Origin of the sequence: Photorhabdus heterorhabditis, from assembly GCF_018448905.1 — a bacterium.
In the GTDB taxonomy this organism is placed as follows: Bacteria; Pseudomonadota; Gammaproteobacteria; order Enterobacterales; family Enterobacteriaceae; genus Photorhabdus; species Photorhabdus heterorhabditis.
This window is the reverse complement of the sequence record NZ_RCWA01000015.1, coordinates 17,574-35,550: the sequence shown is the minus strand read 5'-3', so window position 1 is coordinate 35,550 and position 17,977 is coordinate 17,574. Positions and strand designations below refer to the sequence as shown.

14 protein-coding genes and 1 riboswitch are annotated in these 17,977 nt (G+C 41.3%); of the genes, 5 read left to right on the top strand and 9 right to left on the bottom strand.

What is annotated here, in order from left to right:
- Positions 1-61: 61 nt before the first annotated feature.
- Positions 62-1,216: a hypothetical protein gene (locus EAE89_RS11415; protein WP_214085867.1), complete on the top strand. Its 1,155-nt coding sequence runs from the start codon at positions 62-64 to the stop codon at positions 1,214-1,216.
- A gap of 433 nt (positions 1,217-1,649) precedes the next feature.
- Here EAE89_RS11415 and speB read toward each other — a convergent pair whose 3' ends face one another.
- The 3 genes from speB to EAE89_RS24005 all read right to left on the bottom strand — a co-directional run bounded on the left by speB (position 1,650) and on the right by EAE89_RS24005 (position 5,316).
- The gene (speB, locus tag EAE89_RS11410) at positions 1,650-2,576 is read right to left on the bottom strand and encodes an agmatinase (RefSeq protein ID WP_054480152.1); all 927 of its coding nucleotides are present in this window, start codon (positions 2,574-2,576) and stop codon (positions 1,650-1,652) included.
- 170 nt (positions 2,577-2,746) lie between these two features.
- A complete protein-coding gene (speA, locus tag EAE89_RS11405; RefSeq protein ID WP_054480151.1) occupies positions 2,747-4,651 on the bottom strand; it encodes a biosynthetic arginine decarboxylase in 1,905 nt (634 codons plus the stop codon).
- A gap of 533 nt (positions 4,652-5,184) precedes the next feature.
- Entirely contained in the window at positions 5,185-5,316 is a 132-nt protein-coding gene (locus EAE89_RS24005; RefSeq protein ID WP_262499906.1) for a hypothetical protein, read from the bottom strand.
- Positions 5,317-5,404: 88 nt separating this feature from the next.
- Between EAE89_RS24005 and metK the strand changes: the two genes are divergently transcribed.
- Together metK and EAE89_RS11395 are read left to right on the top strand one after the other, a co-directional pair.
- Positions 5,405-6,577 carry a methionine adenosyltransferase gene (gene metK / locus EAE89_RS11400; protein ID WP_054480150.1) on the top strand — a complete coding sequence of 391 codons (1,173 nt, stop codon included), beginning with the start codon at positions 5,405-5,407 and terminating at the stop codon, positions 6,575-6,577.
- A gap of 150 nt (positions 6,578-6,727) precedes the next feature.
- Positions 6,728-7,225, top strand: a complete 498-nt coding sequence (locus EAE89_RS11395; protein ID WP_054480149.1) for a SprT family zinc-dependent metalloprotease — start codon at positions 6,728-6,730, stop codon at positions 7,223-7,225.
- Positions 7,226-7,279: 54 nt separating this feature from the next.
- Here EAE89_RS11395 and EAE89_RS11390 read toward each other — a convergent pair whose 3' ends face one another.
- From EAE89_RS11390 to hcp, 5 genes are all read right to left on the bottom strand, one after another.
- Complete coding sequence (locus EAE89_RS11390; RefSeq protein WP_339423206.1) at positions 7,280-7,990, bottom strand: deoxynucleoside kinase; 711 nt, start codon at positions 7,988-7,990, stop codon at positions 7,280-7,282.
- A 277-nt stretch (positions 7,991-8,267) separates the two neighbouring features.
- Entirely contained in the window at positions 8,268-9,341 is a 1,074-nt protein-coding gene (locus tag EAE89_RS11385; protein WP_054480147.1) for a magnesium transporter, read from the bottom strand.
- A 74-nt stretch (positions 9,342-9,415) separates the two neighbouring features.
- Positions 9,416-9,587: riboswitch (M-box (ykoK) riboswitch) on the bottom strand.
- A gap of 153 nt (positions 9,588-9,740) precedes the next feature.
- Positions 9,741-10,073, bottom strand: a complete 333-nt coding sequence (locus EAE89_RS11380; protein ID WP_172908445.1) for a DUF6694 family lipoprotein — start codon at positions 10,071-10,073, stop codon at positions 9,741-9,743.
- Between the two features lie 237 nt (positions 10,074-10,310).
- Complete coding sequence (hcr, locus tag EAE89_RS11375; protein ID WP_214085866.1) at positions 10,311-11,312, bottom strand: NADH oxidoreductase; 1,002 nt, start codon at positions 11,310-11,312, stop codon at positions 10,311-10,313.
- Between the two features lie 52 nt (positions 11,313-11,364).
- A complete protein-coding gene (gene hcp / locus EAE89_RS11370; RefSeq protein WP_054480145.1) occupies positions 11,365-13,017 on the bottom strand; it encodes a hydroxylamine reductase in 1,653 nt (550 codons plus the stop codon).
- 406 nt (positions 13,018-13,423) lie between these two features.
- On the opposite strand from hcp, the gene EAE89_RS11365 reads away from it, so the two are divergent.
- Both EAE89_RS11365 and EAE89_RS11360 read left to right on the top strand, forming a co-directional pair.
- Positions 13,424-14,560, top strand: a complete 1,137-nt coding sequence (locus EAE89_RS11365; protein ID WP_054480638.1) for an ABC transporter substrate-binding protein — start codon at positions 13,424-13,426, stop codon at positions 14,558-14,560.
- Between the two features lie 443 nt (positions 14,561-15,003).
- Positions 15,004-16,488, top strand: coding sequence for an aldehyde dehydrogenase family protein (locus tag EAE89_RS11360; protein WP_149616246.1), 1,485 nt, complete (start codon positions 15,004-15,006; stop codon positions 16,486-16,488).
- Positions 16,489-16,539: 51 nt separating this feature from the next.
- Here the strand turns inward: EAE89_RS11360 and EAE89_RS11355 are convergent, their stop codons facing one another.
- Entirely contained in the window at positions 16,540-17,907 is a 1,368-nt protein-coding gene (locus tag EAE89_RS11355; RefSeq protein WP_054480634.1) for an alanine/glycine:cation symporter family protein, read from the bottom strand.
- Between the last annotated feature and the right edge of the window lie 70 nt (positions 17,908-17,977).

Genomic DNA, 17,977 nt, shown 5'->3' with positions numbered 1-17,977 from the left:
AGGTTATCCCGGCAGTTAAAGTCAGCGATTTGAACAGATGAGTCATTTGGAGAGAAGAAGAATGTTAAACACTGAACGTTTGTGGGGCTGTCATGTAGAGAACCCCGTTCCAATCCTTATAGGCTTGGGGATATCACTGCTCTTTTTATTGACTGCTTTGCCCCTTCAAGCGGCAGAGCGTTATCAGGACTGCGAGATTGAACTGGTACAGATGGTTCGTCATGTTACGGGTTATGCCACGGTGCCAAGCAACAAAGATAAACGTGATTACTCACGTGATGAGATAGTGGGTTATACCACCAGTGGCCCCCTTGACTGGTCGACAACCTGTCGCGTCCCGGCTGGAACGCAGTTTATGGCCTACACGGTGGAGTCTGGAACGAATCCATTAATCTCTTCGTCGTCACCGAGTCACGTCCGAGTGGGACGGTCCGGCGACTTTATGATTGATGTCGGGCAATCTTCACTCTCTTGCCAGACACACGGTTCATCCAGTACGTATCGCTCAGCCAGTCTGGCAGGGAGGAATGTCGGCGTTAACATTCCCTGCGTTCCCGATGCCAACGGCCTGGTTGATGTCAGTGTCCGCACCGTGACAGGGGCAATTTACCCGGACAGTGACGGCAATTTCAATGTGAAGGCAGGAGGCAGCCCTCTGTCATTTGGCGCGATCGGCTGGACTCCTGCGGCCATATTGGGTTCTAACGGCATGCTGAAACCACTGTGGACCACGGTTATTCTCTCACCGGTCAAAAAGCCATCCACCTGTGCGGTTGTCCTGACACCCTCATCGGTGGATTGGGGAACGGTGAAAAGAATCGGTAAACAGGCAGGAGACCCACTGGCGTCGGCCAGACAGATAGGGATAAGCAGCACATGTTCCGGTGATGACGATGTATTCCTACATTCACGCCTACTCTACCGAATCGATGGGCCACTTGTGCCGGGGAAACCGAATGTATTAGCTTCCTCAATAGAAGATATCGCCTTCGCGTTCACCAATTCTGCCAACAAACCCATATATCTCGGTACTGGGCACAGAGGCGAAGGAGAGAACGCAAGATACATTAAGCGGGGGGACAATAGCTATACCGCATCAACACAACTGTCTGTTGTACCGATTCTGATGAAGGCTGACGGAGCCGGAGGGCGAGCCAGTGCCGTTGCTGTCATCTCAGTGTGGTCGGATGTTAATTTCGTCGAACCATCGGCTTAGGCTAGGAAGGTTCTGTCGCATTAAGCGCTGTTTGGATAATCAGGCGAGGTAAGACCATGTTAGCTGAGATTGAACTCAATATGTTGCGTAAAGGACAATACCCGCAAGAACCGGGATATCCCATTTCACCCGCAGTCTTTTTTTATCGACCAGCTGCATAAAAATGAATCAAAATACTTTCGATCGAGAGATCTCTGTTAATGCGACAGAATCCTCAGTATGGCATTCGGTTAATCAATGCTCATATGTGAAAAATAATGGAGAGTATCCAAGAAAGTGTATATACCCAATAGATTTCAAGATAACGGGTATAAACATATACATGTATATGAAGGTTACATCAATTCAAATAATACTGAACTAGGGGATAGATTCACAACTCGTTACGAGCTTAGCGACTATCCCCTGATGCTATATATTAGTGCATAAGAATTCAGATTATCTTCTTAGCTGCCTGCAAGTAAAGCATCTCCAGCGCAACAGTCGCACCTGCCAAAGCAGTAATCTCAGACTGATCATAAGCTGGAGCCACTTCTACTACATCCATACCGACAATATTCAGTGGTTGCAAACCACGCAGCAATTTCAATACCCGATCGGTTGTCAGTCCACCAATTACAGGCGTACCCGTACCTGGTGCAAAAGCAGGATCAATACAATCGATATCGAAAGTCAGATAAACCGGCATATCACCAACAGTCTCTTTTATCTGAGCGAGCACATCATCCACACTACGGTCATTAACCTGAGCAGCATCCAACACAGTGAAACCATCGTCCTGACCATGTTCAGTACGGATACCAATCTGTACTGAATGATGTGGGTCGATCAATCCTTCATTTGGAGCATGGTAGAACATAGTACCATGGTCAAATTTGCTGCCGTTTGGATAGGTATCAGAATGAGCATCAAAATGAACAAGAGCCATTTTGCCAAAATATTTAGCATGAGCGCGTAAAAGCGGTAAAGTAATGAAATGATCACCACCAAAAGAAAGCATACGCTTACCGGAAGCTAGTACTCTTTCCGCATGGTCTTGTAACTTGTCACTCATATTCTGAGCATCACCAAAATCGAAGACCAAATCACCACAATCCACAACGTTTAGGTGATTGCGTAATTTAAAATCCCACGGCCAACGACTACTTTCCCACGCCAGGTTAGTAGAAACCTGGCGAATAGCCGCAGGCCCATGGCGGCTACCTGAACGACCCGATGTTGCCATATCAAATGGCACTCCGGTAATTACCCACTCTGCATCACTAGAATACGGCTGGAAATTCAGCGGAAAGCGCAGGAAACCGAAGGCGTTAGAAACTAGAGAGTTATCTTGTTGGTTGCCCAAGGTACTTATTGTCATGAGATATATCCTCAGAAGTTTCCTGACAGGATAATGCTATTTAATTCCAGAATACCTAATGCTATTACGAAACGGGGTATGCCTGAGATAATCCCATTTCTATGCATCCCCGAATCTGGTTTTATAAATAACGTCATCTGTATACAGGAGGCTTAATTAACACCAGAAGACTATTCATCTTCCAGATATGTGTAGCCATAAAGACCACTTTCAAATTCCAGTAAAAATTGCTCTTGCAAACCGGTATCCAAATCCGTGCCTTTTACTTGATCACGGAAACGGGCCATCAGCACATTAGGGTCCAGTTTCACATATTGCAGCATATCCGCAACCGAATCCCCCTCTTCACTCTGGTTATAAGTCACTTCGCCATTATCAAATACATAAACATCAATAGCCGCAGTATCACCAAACAAGTTATGCATATTGCCAAGAATTTCCTGATATGCCCCCACCATAAAGAAACCAATCATTGGCGGGTAATCAGGATCATAAGCAGGCATTGGCATTGTCGTTGCTACACCATCACCATCCACATAATGATCAATAATACCATCGGAATCACAGGTGATATCTAACAAGACAGCACGACGATCCAACGGCTTATCCAGCCCTTCAATCGGCAAAACAGGGAACAACTGATCGATTCCCCATGCATCAGGCATAGACTGAAACAGAGAGAAATTCACATAGAATTTGTCTGCCATGCGTTCTTGCAATTCATCAATAATTGGCCGGTGAGCACGGTTGCTTGGATCAAGATCCTGCTGAATACGACGACAAATATTCAGATACAATTCTTCCGCCCATGCCCGTTCAGTCAGATCCAACATGCCATGAGCATATTGAGTATGAACATCATGCAGATCGAGCTGACTGTCATGCAGCCATTCACGTAAAGAACGTCTGTTCCCTTCCGAGTGCATCTCCTGCCATGTTTCCCACAGACTAGCAAGCGGGCGGGAAGCATCTTCTGCCGGTGGCGTTGTCTGCGTAAATTCATTACGTTCAACACCGATAACATTGGATACCAACACAGTATGGTGAGCAGTCAGAGCACGACCAGATTCGGTGATAACGGTCGGATGTGGTAAACCATGTTCATCACAGGCATCACCAATGCCCCAAATCACATTGTTAGCATATTCATTCAACCCGTAGTTTACAGAACAGTCAGATTGAGAACGAGTTCCTTCATAATCGACACCTAATCCACCGCCAACGTCAAAGCACTGAATATTGACACCGAGTTTATGTAACTCGACATAAAAACGGGCTGATTCACGAACACCCGTTGCGATATCACGAATATTCGACAATTGTGAACCAAGATGGAAATGCAGTAATTGCAAACTATCAAGCCGGCCCACTTCACGCAGAGTCTCAACCAATTGCAGTACCTGAGTTGCCGCCAGCCCAAATTTCGATTTTTCACCACCACTGGCTTGCCACTTACCCGAGCCTTGCGATGCCAAACGTGCACGAACTCCCAAGCGGGGGATCACATTCAGCCGTTCAGCCTCCTCCAGCACCTGAGCAATTTCAGACATTTTTTCGATCACCAAATAAACTTTGTGACCTAACTTTTCACCTATCAGCGCCAAACGAATATATTCACGATCTTTATATCCATTACATACAATTACAGTACGAGTCATACCCGCATGTGCTAACACCGCCATTAACTCAGCTTTAGAACCCGCCTCAAGCCCTAAAGGTTCACCAGAACTTGCCAGCGATTCAATAACCCGGCGTTGTTGGTTAACTTTAATGGGATAAACTAAAAAGTAATCACCTTTATAGCCGTACGACTCTCTGGCTCGCCTGAATGCAGCGTTAATTGAACGCAAACGATGCTGTAGGATTTGAGGAAAACAAAATAACGCCGGCAAGCGTAAATGTTCCTGCTCTTCCTGAACTCTTTTCACTAATCCCGCAAGATCAATTCTTGCCCCTGGCAAATCAGGGTTTGGACAAACACTGACATTACCTAAATCATTGACGTAGTAGTAACTCCCTCCCCAATATGCAATATTGTAAGTCTGTTGCATTTTACGAGCGATATTATCATTCATGGCAGTCTCCTTAATGGAGTTAGAGTTTCGCCTTCGCCTGTAATTAATAAATAACTCAAGACACCATATCTTGCGTGTTAAGAAATATCAGGGAACAGCATGCTCTCAGGTTTAAAAAGCGTTTAGTTACTACTAAACAATGACAAAATTACCGAGCGACAATACGTCTGTCCGACATATCCGGCCTATTTGCTGACAACGGATAACATCGAATTAAAGACATATTGAAAAGAAAGGAAAAAGATGCGGACAAATCCGACAAGTGTGGCTGTTGGCCATTAGCAATCAGCAGATAATGGATCATTACCCCATTCACCCCCACACATGACTCATATTTAAAGAGCCATTTTCTCGATTGAGAAACAGAAGCTATTTAGCTTTCTGCAAGTCTGTAGCACAAATAACTCAACTACGGCCGCTGTTTATACTCGCAATTACACAAAATTGCAAAATGAAATTGAACAAAACTGACATATAAACAAAGAAATTATTTGTTACCAGATGAAAATGACCACTTATATACCCTATGGATTTCAAGATGGATCGCGACGGCAAGAGAGCGAATCCCCGGGAGTATAGATAACGATGTAACCGGGGTGAGTGAGTGCAGCCAACGAAGAGGCAACTTGAAAGATAACGGGTATAACTAAAAAAATCTGGAACACGGATAGTAATTATCCTAAAATAGCCATCTAGATGTTAATCCATCCATCATTCCCAAACTGAAATTATATTTTAAGGTAACGTAATATAATGACCACATACCTTTTCACTTCTGAATCTGTTTCTGAAGGGCATCCTGATAAAATCGCAGACCAAATTTCTGATGCTGTTCTTGATGCTATTCTGGAACAAGATCCAAAAGCTCGTGTCGCATGCGAAACCTATGTTAAAACCGGCATGGTTATGGTTGGTGGTGAAATCACTACCAGTGCTTGGGTTGATATTGAAGAAATTACGCGGCAAACAGTTCGAGAGATTGGTTATGTCAATTCTGAAATGGGTTTTGATGCAAACTCATGTGCAGTATTAAGTGCTATTGGCAAACAATCACCAGATATTAATCAAGGTGTTGACCGCGAAGATCCTCTACAACAAGGTGCTGGCGACCAAGGGCTAATGTTTGGTTATGCAACCAATGAAACTGATGTACTGATGCCCGCGCCTATCACCTATGCACACCGTCTGGTTCAGCGTCAAGCAGAAGTTCGAAAAAATGGTGTACTGCCGTGGCTACGTCCAGATGCCAAAAGCCAGGTAACATTCCAATACAGTAACAACAAAATTGTCGGCGTTGATGCAGTTGTACTTTCAACACAGCATTCTGAAGACATTAACCAAAAAGATCTGCAAGAAGCGGTAATGGAAGAGATCATCAAGCCGGTTCTACCTTCTGAATGGTTAAATCCAACAACCAAATACTTCATCAACCCAACTGGCCGTTTTGTAATTGGTGGCCCAATGGGTGATTGTGGTCTAACAGGCCGTAAAATCATTGTGGATACTTACGGTGGTATGGCTCGTCACGGTGGTGGGGCATTCTCTGGTAAAGATCCATCCAAAGTTGACCGTTCTGCCGCTTATGCTGCGCGTTATGTAGCAAAAAATATTGTGGCTGCTGGCTTGGCTGATCGTTGTGAAATTCAGGTTTCTTACGCTATCGGCGTTGCAGAGCCAACTTCCATTATGGTGGAAACCTTCGGTACTGAAAAAGTGCCAACAACAACTTTGACTCTACTGGTACGTGAATTCTTCGACCTGCGTCCTCATGGCCTGATTCAAATGTTGGATCTGTTACACCCGATCTATCGTGATACCGCTGCCTATGGCCATTTTGGTCGTCCACAATTCCCATGGGAAGCAACTGATAAAGCAGAGATACTACGCGAAGCGGCTGGTCTTAAATTGTCAGCTATTAATATATAAAAGCAAAGAACCTAGTTTGGATAAACTGAACTAGGTTTTTTTAACATGAGCTGACGATTAAAAAAACCATAAAGTTATTATTATCGTTAGCTTGCTTTTAAAAATTTCTAATAAATATTTACTCATCCTCACTTACTTCATTTTCAACACATGAAATCAGTTAGAGTTCCAATTACTTTACAACAAGCTGTTATGCAAACCTTGCGGCAAAAACTGCAACAGGCAAATTTACATCTTAAGCGTGATTTTCCTGAACCTATAATAAACTACCGTCAGCGAGGAACCACTGCTGGCAGTGCTTACATACAGCATTGGGAAATTCGCCTTAATCCAGTGCTATTGATTGAAAACCAACAAGCTTTTATTGATGAAGTTGTTCCTCATGAACTGGCTCACTTATTGGTTTATCACTACTTTGGGAAAGTACCTCCACATGGGAAACAGTGGCGTTGGATGATGGAAGAAGTTCTGAGCGTTCCTGCCAACCGTACACACAAATTTAAAATCGATTCAGTGCGCAGTAAAACTTTTACTTATTACTGTAGCTGTCAGCAACATGCACTAAGCCTGCGTCGCCATAATAAAATCTTACGGGGAGAGAACCATTATATTTGTCGAAAATGTGGCGAGAGACTTATTTTTAAATAATAAAAAATTGAAAAAAAGAATAATCGTAAAATATTTACATGAAAAGGTAATTACCTATATTACTTGTTTTTTCATAAATAACTTTAAAAAAAACATTAACACCACACAACAATCAAATATATAATCCCAGTCGGTTGCGCATAATAACCAAAAATTTTGGATCATCAGTATGTTACCTATTTCATATATAATGAAATAGGTAACATACAATAAAAATGGAAAAGAATTATCTTTAATTCTTTTCCAACTCTTTAAAATTAGCAAAAAACAATTTATTAATAGGAAAAAATCATTTATAACTTCTTTAATAAGATCACTTTCATTAACATTATTATTGTGCTCGAAAACCTTAAAGTCACTTTTTATTTCATCAAAATAAACATCATAATACTCATAAAGACTATTGAACCACCTTAATTGCATAGCAGGATTTTGAAAAAATTTAGGTATCATTCCTGACTTTACAGCAATCTCATGATTATCGATAGAATCTTGAGATGTATAATTAAAAAATATCACTCCGTCAGATTGAGGACATTTCTCGACAATAACATCATATAACTCATTAAAGATATTATATTCATCATGACTAACAATTCCATTGACATAAAGTAATAACATCATTAGCTTATCTTCAGCTAAAGAACGTTCCATTATGATGTTATATCCGTGATCAATCCATGATTTTATGAGAATCGATCTCTGAATTATCATATGTAACTGAAAAGGAAATCCATTGGGTATAGAATAGTTATCATATTCAATATTAACATAACCTAAGTTACCATCTTAGTAGTGAGTACGCCATATAAAAATATAAAAATATAAAAATATAAAAATATTATCCAATTTCATTAACAAGAAGCCAAAAAATTTCAATCAATATTACAGATGGATATATACCCAATAGATTTCAATTTGCAGCGCAGCGGCAAGTGAACGCAGCCAACAAAGCAGCAACTTGAAGGATGAAGGGTATATAAAATAAGCTCTTATCCAGTCAATAAGATACCCAATTAATATGGGTACCTTATTGATAATTTTAAACGAGCTCTGTCATCACCAACTTAGCTATTTCAAAATAGATAATCAAACCAGTACCATCAATAAGCGTGGCAATAAAAGGAGCAGATACAACAGCCGGATCAATAGAAAGCCTTTTCAATACCATCGGAATAATGGAAGAAACAATGGCACTCCAGACGGTAATTGCAATGATGGTCAAACTGACAACAATCGTCACTTCAATTCCTACACCTAATATCCAGGCTCGGATGAGCGCAACAGAACCAATCGTCATCGCCACTAAAAACGAAGTGGAAACCTCTTTACGTAACACAGCCCACAGATTACGCAAGCTCACTTCCCCCAACGCCATTGCTCTGACCAACGTTGAAGTGATCTGTGTACCGCTGTTGCCTCCCGTACCTATCAATAACGGGATGAAAAATGCTAGAGAAATTGCCGCTTCTAGTTGCTCTTCAAACGCTTTAAGTACAGTCCCAGTATAGGCTTCTGCGACAAACAGCAGCAATAACCAACCAGCGCGCTTACGCCATAATGTTATTGGGCTGGTACTCAGATAAGGTTCATCCAGAGGCAAAGTCGCCCCCTGTAAATGAGCATCCAACGTATTTTCATCTTCGATTAGTTCAGCAATATCCTGCGGTCGTAGTACGCCAACTAATTTGCCAAAATGAATAACCGGTACACTATCCATACCGCTGTGATTTATCAGACTATAAACATCATGACGCGGCTGCTCCGGTGATACAGAAAAGTAGCTTTGCCTCATAATATCTGACACAAATAAATCATCGGCTGCGGTTAATAACACCTTCACCGGCAATATGCCATTCAGATAACCTTCATCATCAATGACATATAAATACGTCGGGATCTGTTCTCCCTCAAGTTGATTAATCAGATTACCTTTTGCCGATAAAACAGAATCAGCAACGGATACAGAAATAAAACATTGACTCATATATGCACTGACAGTTGCATCTTCATGTTTCAATTGATGCTTCTGCTGCTGATCAACATTTTTTTCATTAATGGAATGGTTACTAGCAATAGCTAATAGATCCATTTTTTCATGGGATGTAACTTTCATGATGTTGGTCCCTATTACTGTTGTGAACTTCAAACAGCACTCACATAGGGGCGAAACCAGATGAGAGAATGCAACAGCTATCTCCACGTCTCAGTTTTAGCACTATACAACGTATCCTGATTTATCAGGAAGTTACATGGGGATATACCTTGGTTCGATATATCCTGTCCTAATCTTGGGCGTCTCTCGACGTCGTCAGATCAGCAACCTGTGTTTGTATAGGAGCCTCGCCTAACGAGATACTGCACTTAAAATGCGGCTCGTATTATAAACAAAATTTATAATAATTCAAAATCATAAGATAACTTGTTTAAATTCTGTTTAAATTACTAATGATAATAAAAAAACGGCATAGATTTCTATCTCATACCGTTTAATGCACATAATCCTATGAAGATGTTACTCATTTTCTGATTTCTTAGCTTCAATTTTTTCAGCTTCAGCAATCAGTTGGTCAGCTGTTTTACCATCCAGTGACTTATAAAACTTTTGTTTTAATTCTTTTATATCGCTATTAACACCTGATTTAACCAGTTCATTGAAATCGATACTATTAAACATAGCTACCTGAATTGATTCATCAAACTTAGCTCTTTTATCATCTGGTAGCACATCCCTTATCTTATCAATGGATGTTTTCAGAGCAATTTCATTAGAAGCATCAATTTTAGGTTGGTTATCACAGCCAGCTAATACAAATCCCAACAAACAAATTGCTAACAATTTTTTCATACTCATCCCCCGAAGAATATTAAACAAGGGAATAATAACAGAAGCGAAAACAATAAACCGTTTATAATTAGCCAAATTAGCAAAGAATAGGTATATACCCTTCATCTTTCAAGCTGCTGCTTTGTTGGCTACGTTCACTTACCCCAGTCACATCGTTATCTATGCTCTTGGGGAGGAGTTCACTTGCCACCGCCCTGCAACTTGAAATCTATTGGGTATAAAATGAAATTTTTTATTCTATTCCAGAACAACATCTCCCCATAATTGGCAACTGCATGCCAGAACATAACCGTTTGCTATTTCATTAGCCGTTAATGTCATTGTACTGCGGGTTGTATATTCACCACTGATCACCCGAGTCTTACAACTGCCACAAACACCTGCCCGGCACGCGGCCATCACCGGAATATAGTTATTTTCCATTGCCGCTAGCAAAGTTATTCCTACCGGTACTTTGAACCTGGAAACTGACTGGTTTAAAGCCATAGTCAAATGACTCTTATCAGATTGTTCTGGCTCTGCAAAAAATCGCTCCATAAAAAAGCGATTTTCTGCCACCCCAAGACCATAGCAAAATTCACGAGCATTTTTCATATAAGGCGCGGGTCCACACGCCATGACTGTCCGACAACTAATATCAGGAACAAGCGTAGCCAGTTTTTCTTCAGTTAACCTACCATTGTTAAGACTACCCTTTTCCGGTTGTTCAACCATTATGATGAATTGCAATTGTGATGGATAACGAACAACTAATTGCCGCCACTCATCAGCAAATATCACCTGCTGGCTGTCCCGCACATTAAAAATCACCTTCATATCTGCTTGTGGACGATGATGCAACAACCAACGGCACATAGACATAACCGGCGTCACACCACATCCCGCAGCCAGCATCAGATAGTGATTATCAATATAGTTAGCACAGGTAAATTCACCCTGAGCATCGGATAACCACAGATAATCACCGGGTTTCACTTTTGTTGTCAGCCAAACCGAGCCAACACCCTGCTCTAATCGCCTGACCGTAATTGAAATAAAACGGCTCAATCCTGGCGAAGAAGATAATGTGTAAGCTCGTAAAACTTCATTGCTTCCATCAATGCTTACCAGCGCAAATTGCCCTGGCTGATAAGGATAAAAATCGTGATTAATCAAAAAGATTGTCCAGACATCCGATGTTTCCTGCCGGATAGAATGTACTTGCATACAGTTAGGGCAAAGTGAAGTTGACATGGTCATAACGATTTCTCCCTGTCAGAGATTGACATAACTTCCATCTGACAATATTTCCTCAAGCTGAAAGAATATCCTGTAAATCTTGCTCAACTGTGGTGATTGAACGCATACCAAATTTTTCGCTAAGTATCGCCAGTAAATTATCTGTCAAAAATGCAGGTGCCGTTGGACCGGTATAAATATTTTTCACACCAAGAGAAAGCAGAGTCAGCAAAATCACGATCGCTTTCTGTTCAAACCATGACAGCACCAGACTCAGCGGTAAATCATTCACTCCGCATCCCAATTTTTCAGCCAAATGCACAGCTAACATAACCGCTGAATAAGCATCGTTACACTGCCCTACATCAAGCAAACGGGGTAAACCTTCCAACATACCGAAATCGAGTTTATTAAAACGATATTTACCACAAGCCAGAGTCATGATCAGGCAATCCTGCGGAACATTACGGGCAAACTCTGTGTAATAACTACGTTCTCCTCGGCTCCCATCACATCCACCAACGAGAAAAACATGACGTAATTTCTTTCGAATAACCAGATCAATAACAGTATCAGCCACATTAAGAAGTGTCTGACGGCCAAATCCAACCGTAATCAGATGTTCTACTTCGCTGTAAGGAAAGCCATTCATAAACTTTGCCTGTTCAATTACAGCACTGAAATCATCACCATCCAGATGATTAACACTCGGCCAACCTACAATACTGCGGGTCCAAATACGATCACGGTAATTCCCAACATTCGGGTCAATAATACAATTAGAAGTCATGACAATTGGACCAGGAAATTTGGCAAATTCAATCTGCTGGTTTTGCCAGCCACTACCGTAATTCCCTACCAAATGAGGATATTTTTTTAGTTCAGGATAACCGTGAGCGGGCAACATTTCACCATGAGTATAAACATTTACCCCAGTTCCTTCCGTTTGCTGTAACAACATATGCAAGTCTTTCAGGTCATGACCTGAAATCAGAATAGATTTGCCTGCAACCGGACGCACATTGACAGATACAGGCTGCGGATCACCATAAGCTTGCGTTTCACCTTTATCCAGCATCGCCATAATACTGAAATTCATTTGACCGATTGCCATTGCGTTATCTAGCAATTCGGCCATATTGTCAGGATTAGTCCCCAGCCAGGCCATAATCGTATGATATTGAGCGTAAATTTCATCATTATACTGCCCAAGCACATGCGCATGCTCCATATAAGCCGCTGCACCTTTCAATCCATACAGACAAAGCATACGAAGGCCATGAATATCATCACCAACCTTAGCTTTATCACTGTTAAGAGCGAACTTCCCAGCTTGTTTCTGTAAAGATGGAATATCTTCTCCTGCCAATTGCAACACAGCCATAGGATGATCGACAGTTATTACGGAACTAGCCTGACGACAGCAACTTGCCAGAGACTCCCGCAGATAAATAGCTTCTTTGACATAACCGATAATCCGCTGAGAATCGAAGTTAACATTAGTCAATGTGGAAAAAAATGCTCGCGGAGCAAAACTGTCAACATCATGATCCACAATGCCCAATTTCCGCGCTGCTATTGCCCAAGCAGAAAGCCCTTGCAAAACAGCAACCAGTAAATCCTGTAAGTCAGAAGTTTCAGCCGTTTTACCACACATTCCTTGCGCGTAATTACAACCATTACCTGCGGGAGTTCGGATTGTTTGTTCACATTGCACACAAAACATAATGTGCTCCTTATAAGTTGCATTTAATATACATATATAAGATTACAACTTTTCCCGTTGTTAAAAAGGCATTTTATTTACAACTTAACTTTTGTTTGATCTGACGCAATTTTGGTAAATAGCGGTACTTATAACAACCACTACTTAACTCATTGTTATCAATTAAAAATTATGAAAAATAAAAATATTATTTACCAGAGCCACTAAAATTATTTGATTAATATAAATCGTTATCATTATCATTTTAAGTTTATTGTAAACAGATATGGACCTAATCAGATGACCGATTACATTAATTATTCTAATTAATTAACCAAGAACACCCTATATTCCAGCATTCATGAATCTCTGATACAGAATATCGCTTTGAAAATCTGCATATGAAACTTAAATCAAAGGAGAAACAATGTCAGTCATCCCCCGCACTGCAAAATACTTGCTGACTACCATGTTGATATTATTGCCTATCTTTGCTCAGGCAAAAGAAATTACGGTCAAGGATGTTGCTGGCCGGAAAGTTAAAGTTGATGCACCAGTCAGTAGGGTTATGCTGGCTGACAGCCGGGTATTAATCGCGTTGAATATTCTTCATCCTGATAATCCTCTTAAAGGCATTATCGCTTGGGATAATGCATTAGAAATCAAATCCCCAGACTTGGCAACGGCTTATGAGCAAAGTTTCCCACAGTTATGGGACATTCCCGTATTTCCTAATCCTTATCAAAACGATTTCAGCGTTGAAAAAGCGTTAACTCATAAACCCGATTTAGTTATTTTTGATATTGGCCTTCAATCCAAACTCAATGATAGTGGAACCATGACTTTACTTGAGAAAGCGAATATCCCAGTTATTTTTATCGATTTCCGTCAATATCCGCTGACAAATACCATTCCGAGTATGATTTTGCTTGGGAAAGTATTTGGCGAAGAAGAAAATGCACAGAAATTCATTAAGTTTTATCAAGATAAGATGCAAACCATTAATAAACGAATCGGTACACTGGGCAAAGAACAACGCCCTCCGGTATTTATTGAACGACATGCAGGAATGCCTGGCACAGAACATTGCTGTCAGACTTTTGGTAGTGGAAATTTTAGTGAATTTGTTACTGCTGCCGGGGGTGATAACCTTGGTGCTCACTGGTTCTCAGGTATGGGTGGTGAAGTAAGTGAAGAACAATTAATTGTCAGTAATCCTGAATTTTATCTGATGACCACCGCAGATTGGGATAAAGTTCTCCCTGAAAGCCTTTCTGTGCCATTGGGTTATACCGGCAATTTGAAACAGTCACAGGAACGACTGGAAAAATTACTGACACGACCAAAATTGAGCGTATTAAGAGCATTTCGCGAAAAGCGGGTAATAGCACTGTATCACCAATATTACGATACCCCCTTTAACATCATTGCAGTTGAAGTTATAGCTAAATTTTTACATCCAGAGCTGTTCGAAGATATCGACCCACAAGCCGACAGCATATATCTGCATAAAACTTTTACTGCCCTTGATGGTAACGGGGTATTCTGGGTTACAGCAAAATAATATTTATTCTTAATCCGTTGGAATATTCCAACGGATATTTATCCCACCCTTTATTTATAATTTCCATTCGTTAATATACATAATATTTTATATAACACGCTAATAGACATCCATTATTTTGTACTCTACTATGTTGGTGCTAAAAAATAACAAAACATAACAAGCAACATTTGATTAGATAATAAATTATAAATCAAAGATACATTCACATATTGAAACTATACCCAATAGATTTCAAATTGCAGCGCGGCGGCAAGTGAACGCATCCCCAGGAGCATAGATAACTCTGTGACTGGGGTAAGTGAAAGCAGCCAACAAAGCAGCAATTTGAAGGATGAAGGGTATATATTAAGACTATCAATTAATACCCTTTCCCAATAGACATAATTGATACAAGGCAGTAAACGTAACGATTCTTAAACCAAAGTACCCGGAGTATGTTAATGAAACGATTACATGATATCGCTAAAGAGATGTTACCCGTTGAATCCTACAAAATGCTTATCGGTGGACAATGGGTAGATAGTGTATCCAAAGAAACAAGCAAAAGTTATAACCCAACGACAGGAGAATTACTGACTGAATATGCATCCGGTAATGCCGAGGATGTTGATCTTGCTGTCAGGGCCGCAAAAAAAGCCTTCACCGCATGGAGTCAAACCTCCGCAATCGAAAGGCAATCAGCTTTACTGAAAATTGCTGACTTACTGGAAGCAGAACTAGAACGTTTTGCCATTCTTGAATCACTGGATAACGGCAAACCATTAAATGAATCCCGGTATATGGATCTACCCGCCTGCATTGACCATTTCCGCTACTTTGCGGGTGTGATCCGCGCCCATACCGATGAAGCTTCAGTTCTGGATACCAATACACTTAGCCTAGTGCTCCGTGAACCCATTGGTGTTGTCGGACAGGTAATTCCCTGGAATTTCCCGTTACTGATGGCGGCATGGAAACTGGCTCCTGCTCTTGCAGCGGGTAACACGATTGTTATTAATCCGGCAACATTGACCCCAATAACACTGCTTGAATTAGGTCGGATATTGAATCAAGTCCTGCCAGCTGGCGTGGTTAATATCGTTACAGGCCGTGGTTCAATCGTAGGTCAAGCAATTCTTGACCATAAAGACATCGAGAAAGTGGCATTCACCGGTTCCACTCGAGTTGGTTATACTGTAGCCGAAGCCGCAGCCAAAAAGCTTATCCCTGCGACACTGGAACTTGGTGGTAAATCGGCCAATATAATCTTCCCTGATGCCAACATGAAGAAAGCAGTAAAATATGCTGCCAAAGCGATTCTGTTGAATCAAGGGCAGGCGTGTGAATCAGGTTCTCGGTTATTCCTACATAAAGATATTCATGATGAATTCCTTAAGTCCCTGAAAATAGAATTTGAATCTGTCCAGGTTGGTGATCCATTGGAAAAAGAAACACAGATGGGGAGCCAAATCAGCCAGGAACAAATGGAAAAAATTCTCTCATATGTTGATATTGCTAAAAAAGAGGGAGCGACTATCTTAACGGGTGGCAAACGGATTACTGGTGAAGGTTATGATGATGGCTTCTTTATTCAACCAACCATCATTATCAATGCAACTAATGAAATGCAAGTAGCACGCGAAGAAATCTTTGGTCCTGTATTGACAGTCATCCCATTCAGCACAGAAGAAGACGTGATCAGTATGGCAAATGATTCTGATTATGGGCTTGGTGGTGCTGTCTGGACACAAGATATCGACCGCGCATTACGTGTTTCCAAAGCTGTTAGAACGGGTCGTATGTGGATCAATACCTACCATGAACTCCCTGCTCACGCACCATTTGGCGGCTACAAAAAATCCGGCCTTGGAAGAGAAACACATAAAATGATGCTGGATTCTTATACTCAGGTCAAAAACATCTATATTAAAACTAGTGAAGAATAAAATTAGTTTCATCTAGTGATTAAGAAAGCCTTCCATCTGGAAGGCTTTTATTCAATTCTTTTCTTTAATATCAACACCATCCGAATTTACATCTTTAATATGTTCTTTTGTCAGCCGATAAACAACTGGGCTTAATAATGCCAATGCAATCAGGTTTGGTATCGCCATCATTGCATTCAATGTATCGGCCAGTAACCAAACAAAATCCAACGACTGAGTGGCACCTACCATCAAAGCTATAATCCATACCACACGAAAAGGGGTAATTGCTTTTTGCCCAAACAAATACTGAATACATTTTTCACCATAGAAACTCCATCCAAGAATGGTGGTGAAGGCAAATATTACCAGTGCACCCGCGACAATATAATTCCCACCAGGAATCGCTGCTGAGAAAGAAGTTGCGGTCAGTGTCGCACCAGTCTGACCAGTCAACCAACCACCCGTAATAACGATAGTTAAGCCAGTAATAGAACAAACAATAATGGTGTCGATAAAAGTACCGAGCATAGCTATCAATCCCTGACGAACCGGATTTTGCGTTTTTGCGGTTGCATGAGCAATCGGAGCACTTCCCAGCCCCGCTTCATTAGAAAAAATGCCTCGAGCCACACCAAAACGAATCGCGGCCCATACTGCGGCACCAGCAAAACCACCTTGAGCAGCAACGGGGGTAAATGCAGATTTAACAATCAAGGCAAACGCAGCGGGAATTTCACTGAAATTCACACCCAAAACAACAATTCCAGCAACCAAGTAAGCAACTGTCATAAATGGCACTAATTTACCTGCCACATCAGCAATACGTGTAATACCACCAATAAGTACTGCACCAACCAGAAACGCCAGTATTACGGCAGTTACCATGGTAGAAACACCGAAATTACTTTGCAGTACATCAGCAACAGAATTCGCTTGCACGGTATTACCAATACCGAAACAAGCGAGACTACCAAATATCGCAAATAGCGTTCCCAGCCAGACCCATTTTTCACCCAGACCATTTTTTATGTAATACATAGGGCCACCAACATAGTGACCATTTTTGTCAATCTCACGGAAACGGACTGCCAGCACAGCCTCTGAATATTTAGTCGCCATGCCGACTAATGCAGTGATCCACATCCAGAACAGCGCCCCCGGCCCACCCAACACAACTGCGGTAGCAACGCCGGCTATATTACCTGTACCAATGGTGGCTGAAAGCGCAGTCATCAGTGCGTTAAAAGGCGATATCTGACCTTCTCCTCTCTGATGATTACGTTCAAACAGTAACTTAAAACCCGTCCCCAATTTGCGTATAGGCAGTAAAGAAAGGCGGATCTGCATAAAGAGCCCAACCCCCAGAAGACCAACCAGCATCGGTACTCCCAACACAACCCCGTTAATGGCATTCAACCATTCTGTGACTAATTCCATATATTCCCTCGAATATTTCGCAACAAAATAACAACATATATGCATCAATTTAAATAAAGAATATTTATAG

Coding starts and splice junctions, on each gene's coding strand:
- EAE89_RS11395 (WP_054480149.1), top strand. CDS start 6,728: ATGAAATCAGTTAGAGTTCCAATTACTTTACAACAAGCTGTTATGCAA.
- hcp (WP_054480145.1), bottom strand. CDS start 13,017: ATGTTTTGTGTGCAATGTGAACAAACAATCCGAACTCCCGCAGGTAAT.
- EAE89_RS11415 (WP_214085867.1), top strand. CDS start 62: ATGTTAAACACTGAACGTTTGTGGGGCTGTCATGTAGAGAACCCCGTT.
- speA (WP_054480151.1), bottom strand. CDS start 4,651: ATGAATGATAATATCGCTCGTAAAATGCAACAGACTTACAATATTGCA.
- EAE89_RS11360 (WP_149616246.1), top strand. CDS start 15,004: ATGAAACGATTACATGATATCGCTAAAGAGATGTTACCCGTTGAATCC.
- hcr (WP_214085866.1), bottom strand. CDS start 11,312: ATGACCATGTCAACTTCACTTTGCCCTAACTGTATGCAAGTACATTCT.
- EAE89_RS11385 (WP_054480147.1), bottom strand. CDS start 9,341: ATGAAAGTTACATCCCATGAAAAAATGGATCTATTAGCTATTGCTAGT.
- metK (WP_054480150.1), top strand. CDS start 5,405: ATGACCACATACCTTTTCACTTCTGAATCTGTTTCTGAAGGGCATCCT.
- EAE89_RS11380 (WP_172908445.1), bottom strand. CDS start 10,073: ATGAAAAAATTGTTAGCAATTTGTTTGTTGGGATTTGTATTAGCTGGC.
- speB (WP_054480152.1), bottom strand. CDS start 2,576: ATGACAATAAGTACCTTGGGCAACCAACAAGATAACTCTCTAGTTTCT.
- EAE89_RS11365 (WP_054480638.1), top strand. CDS start 13,424: ATGTCAGTCATCCCCCGCACTGCAAAATACTTGCTGACTACCATGTTG.
- EAE89_RS11355 (WP_054480634.1), bottom strand. CDS start 17,907: ATGGAATTAGTCACAGAATGGTTGAATGCCATTAACGGGGTTGTGTTG.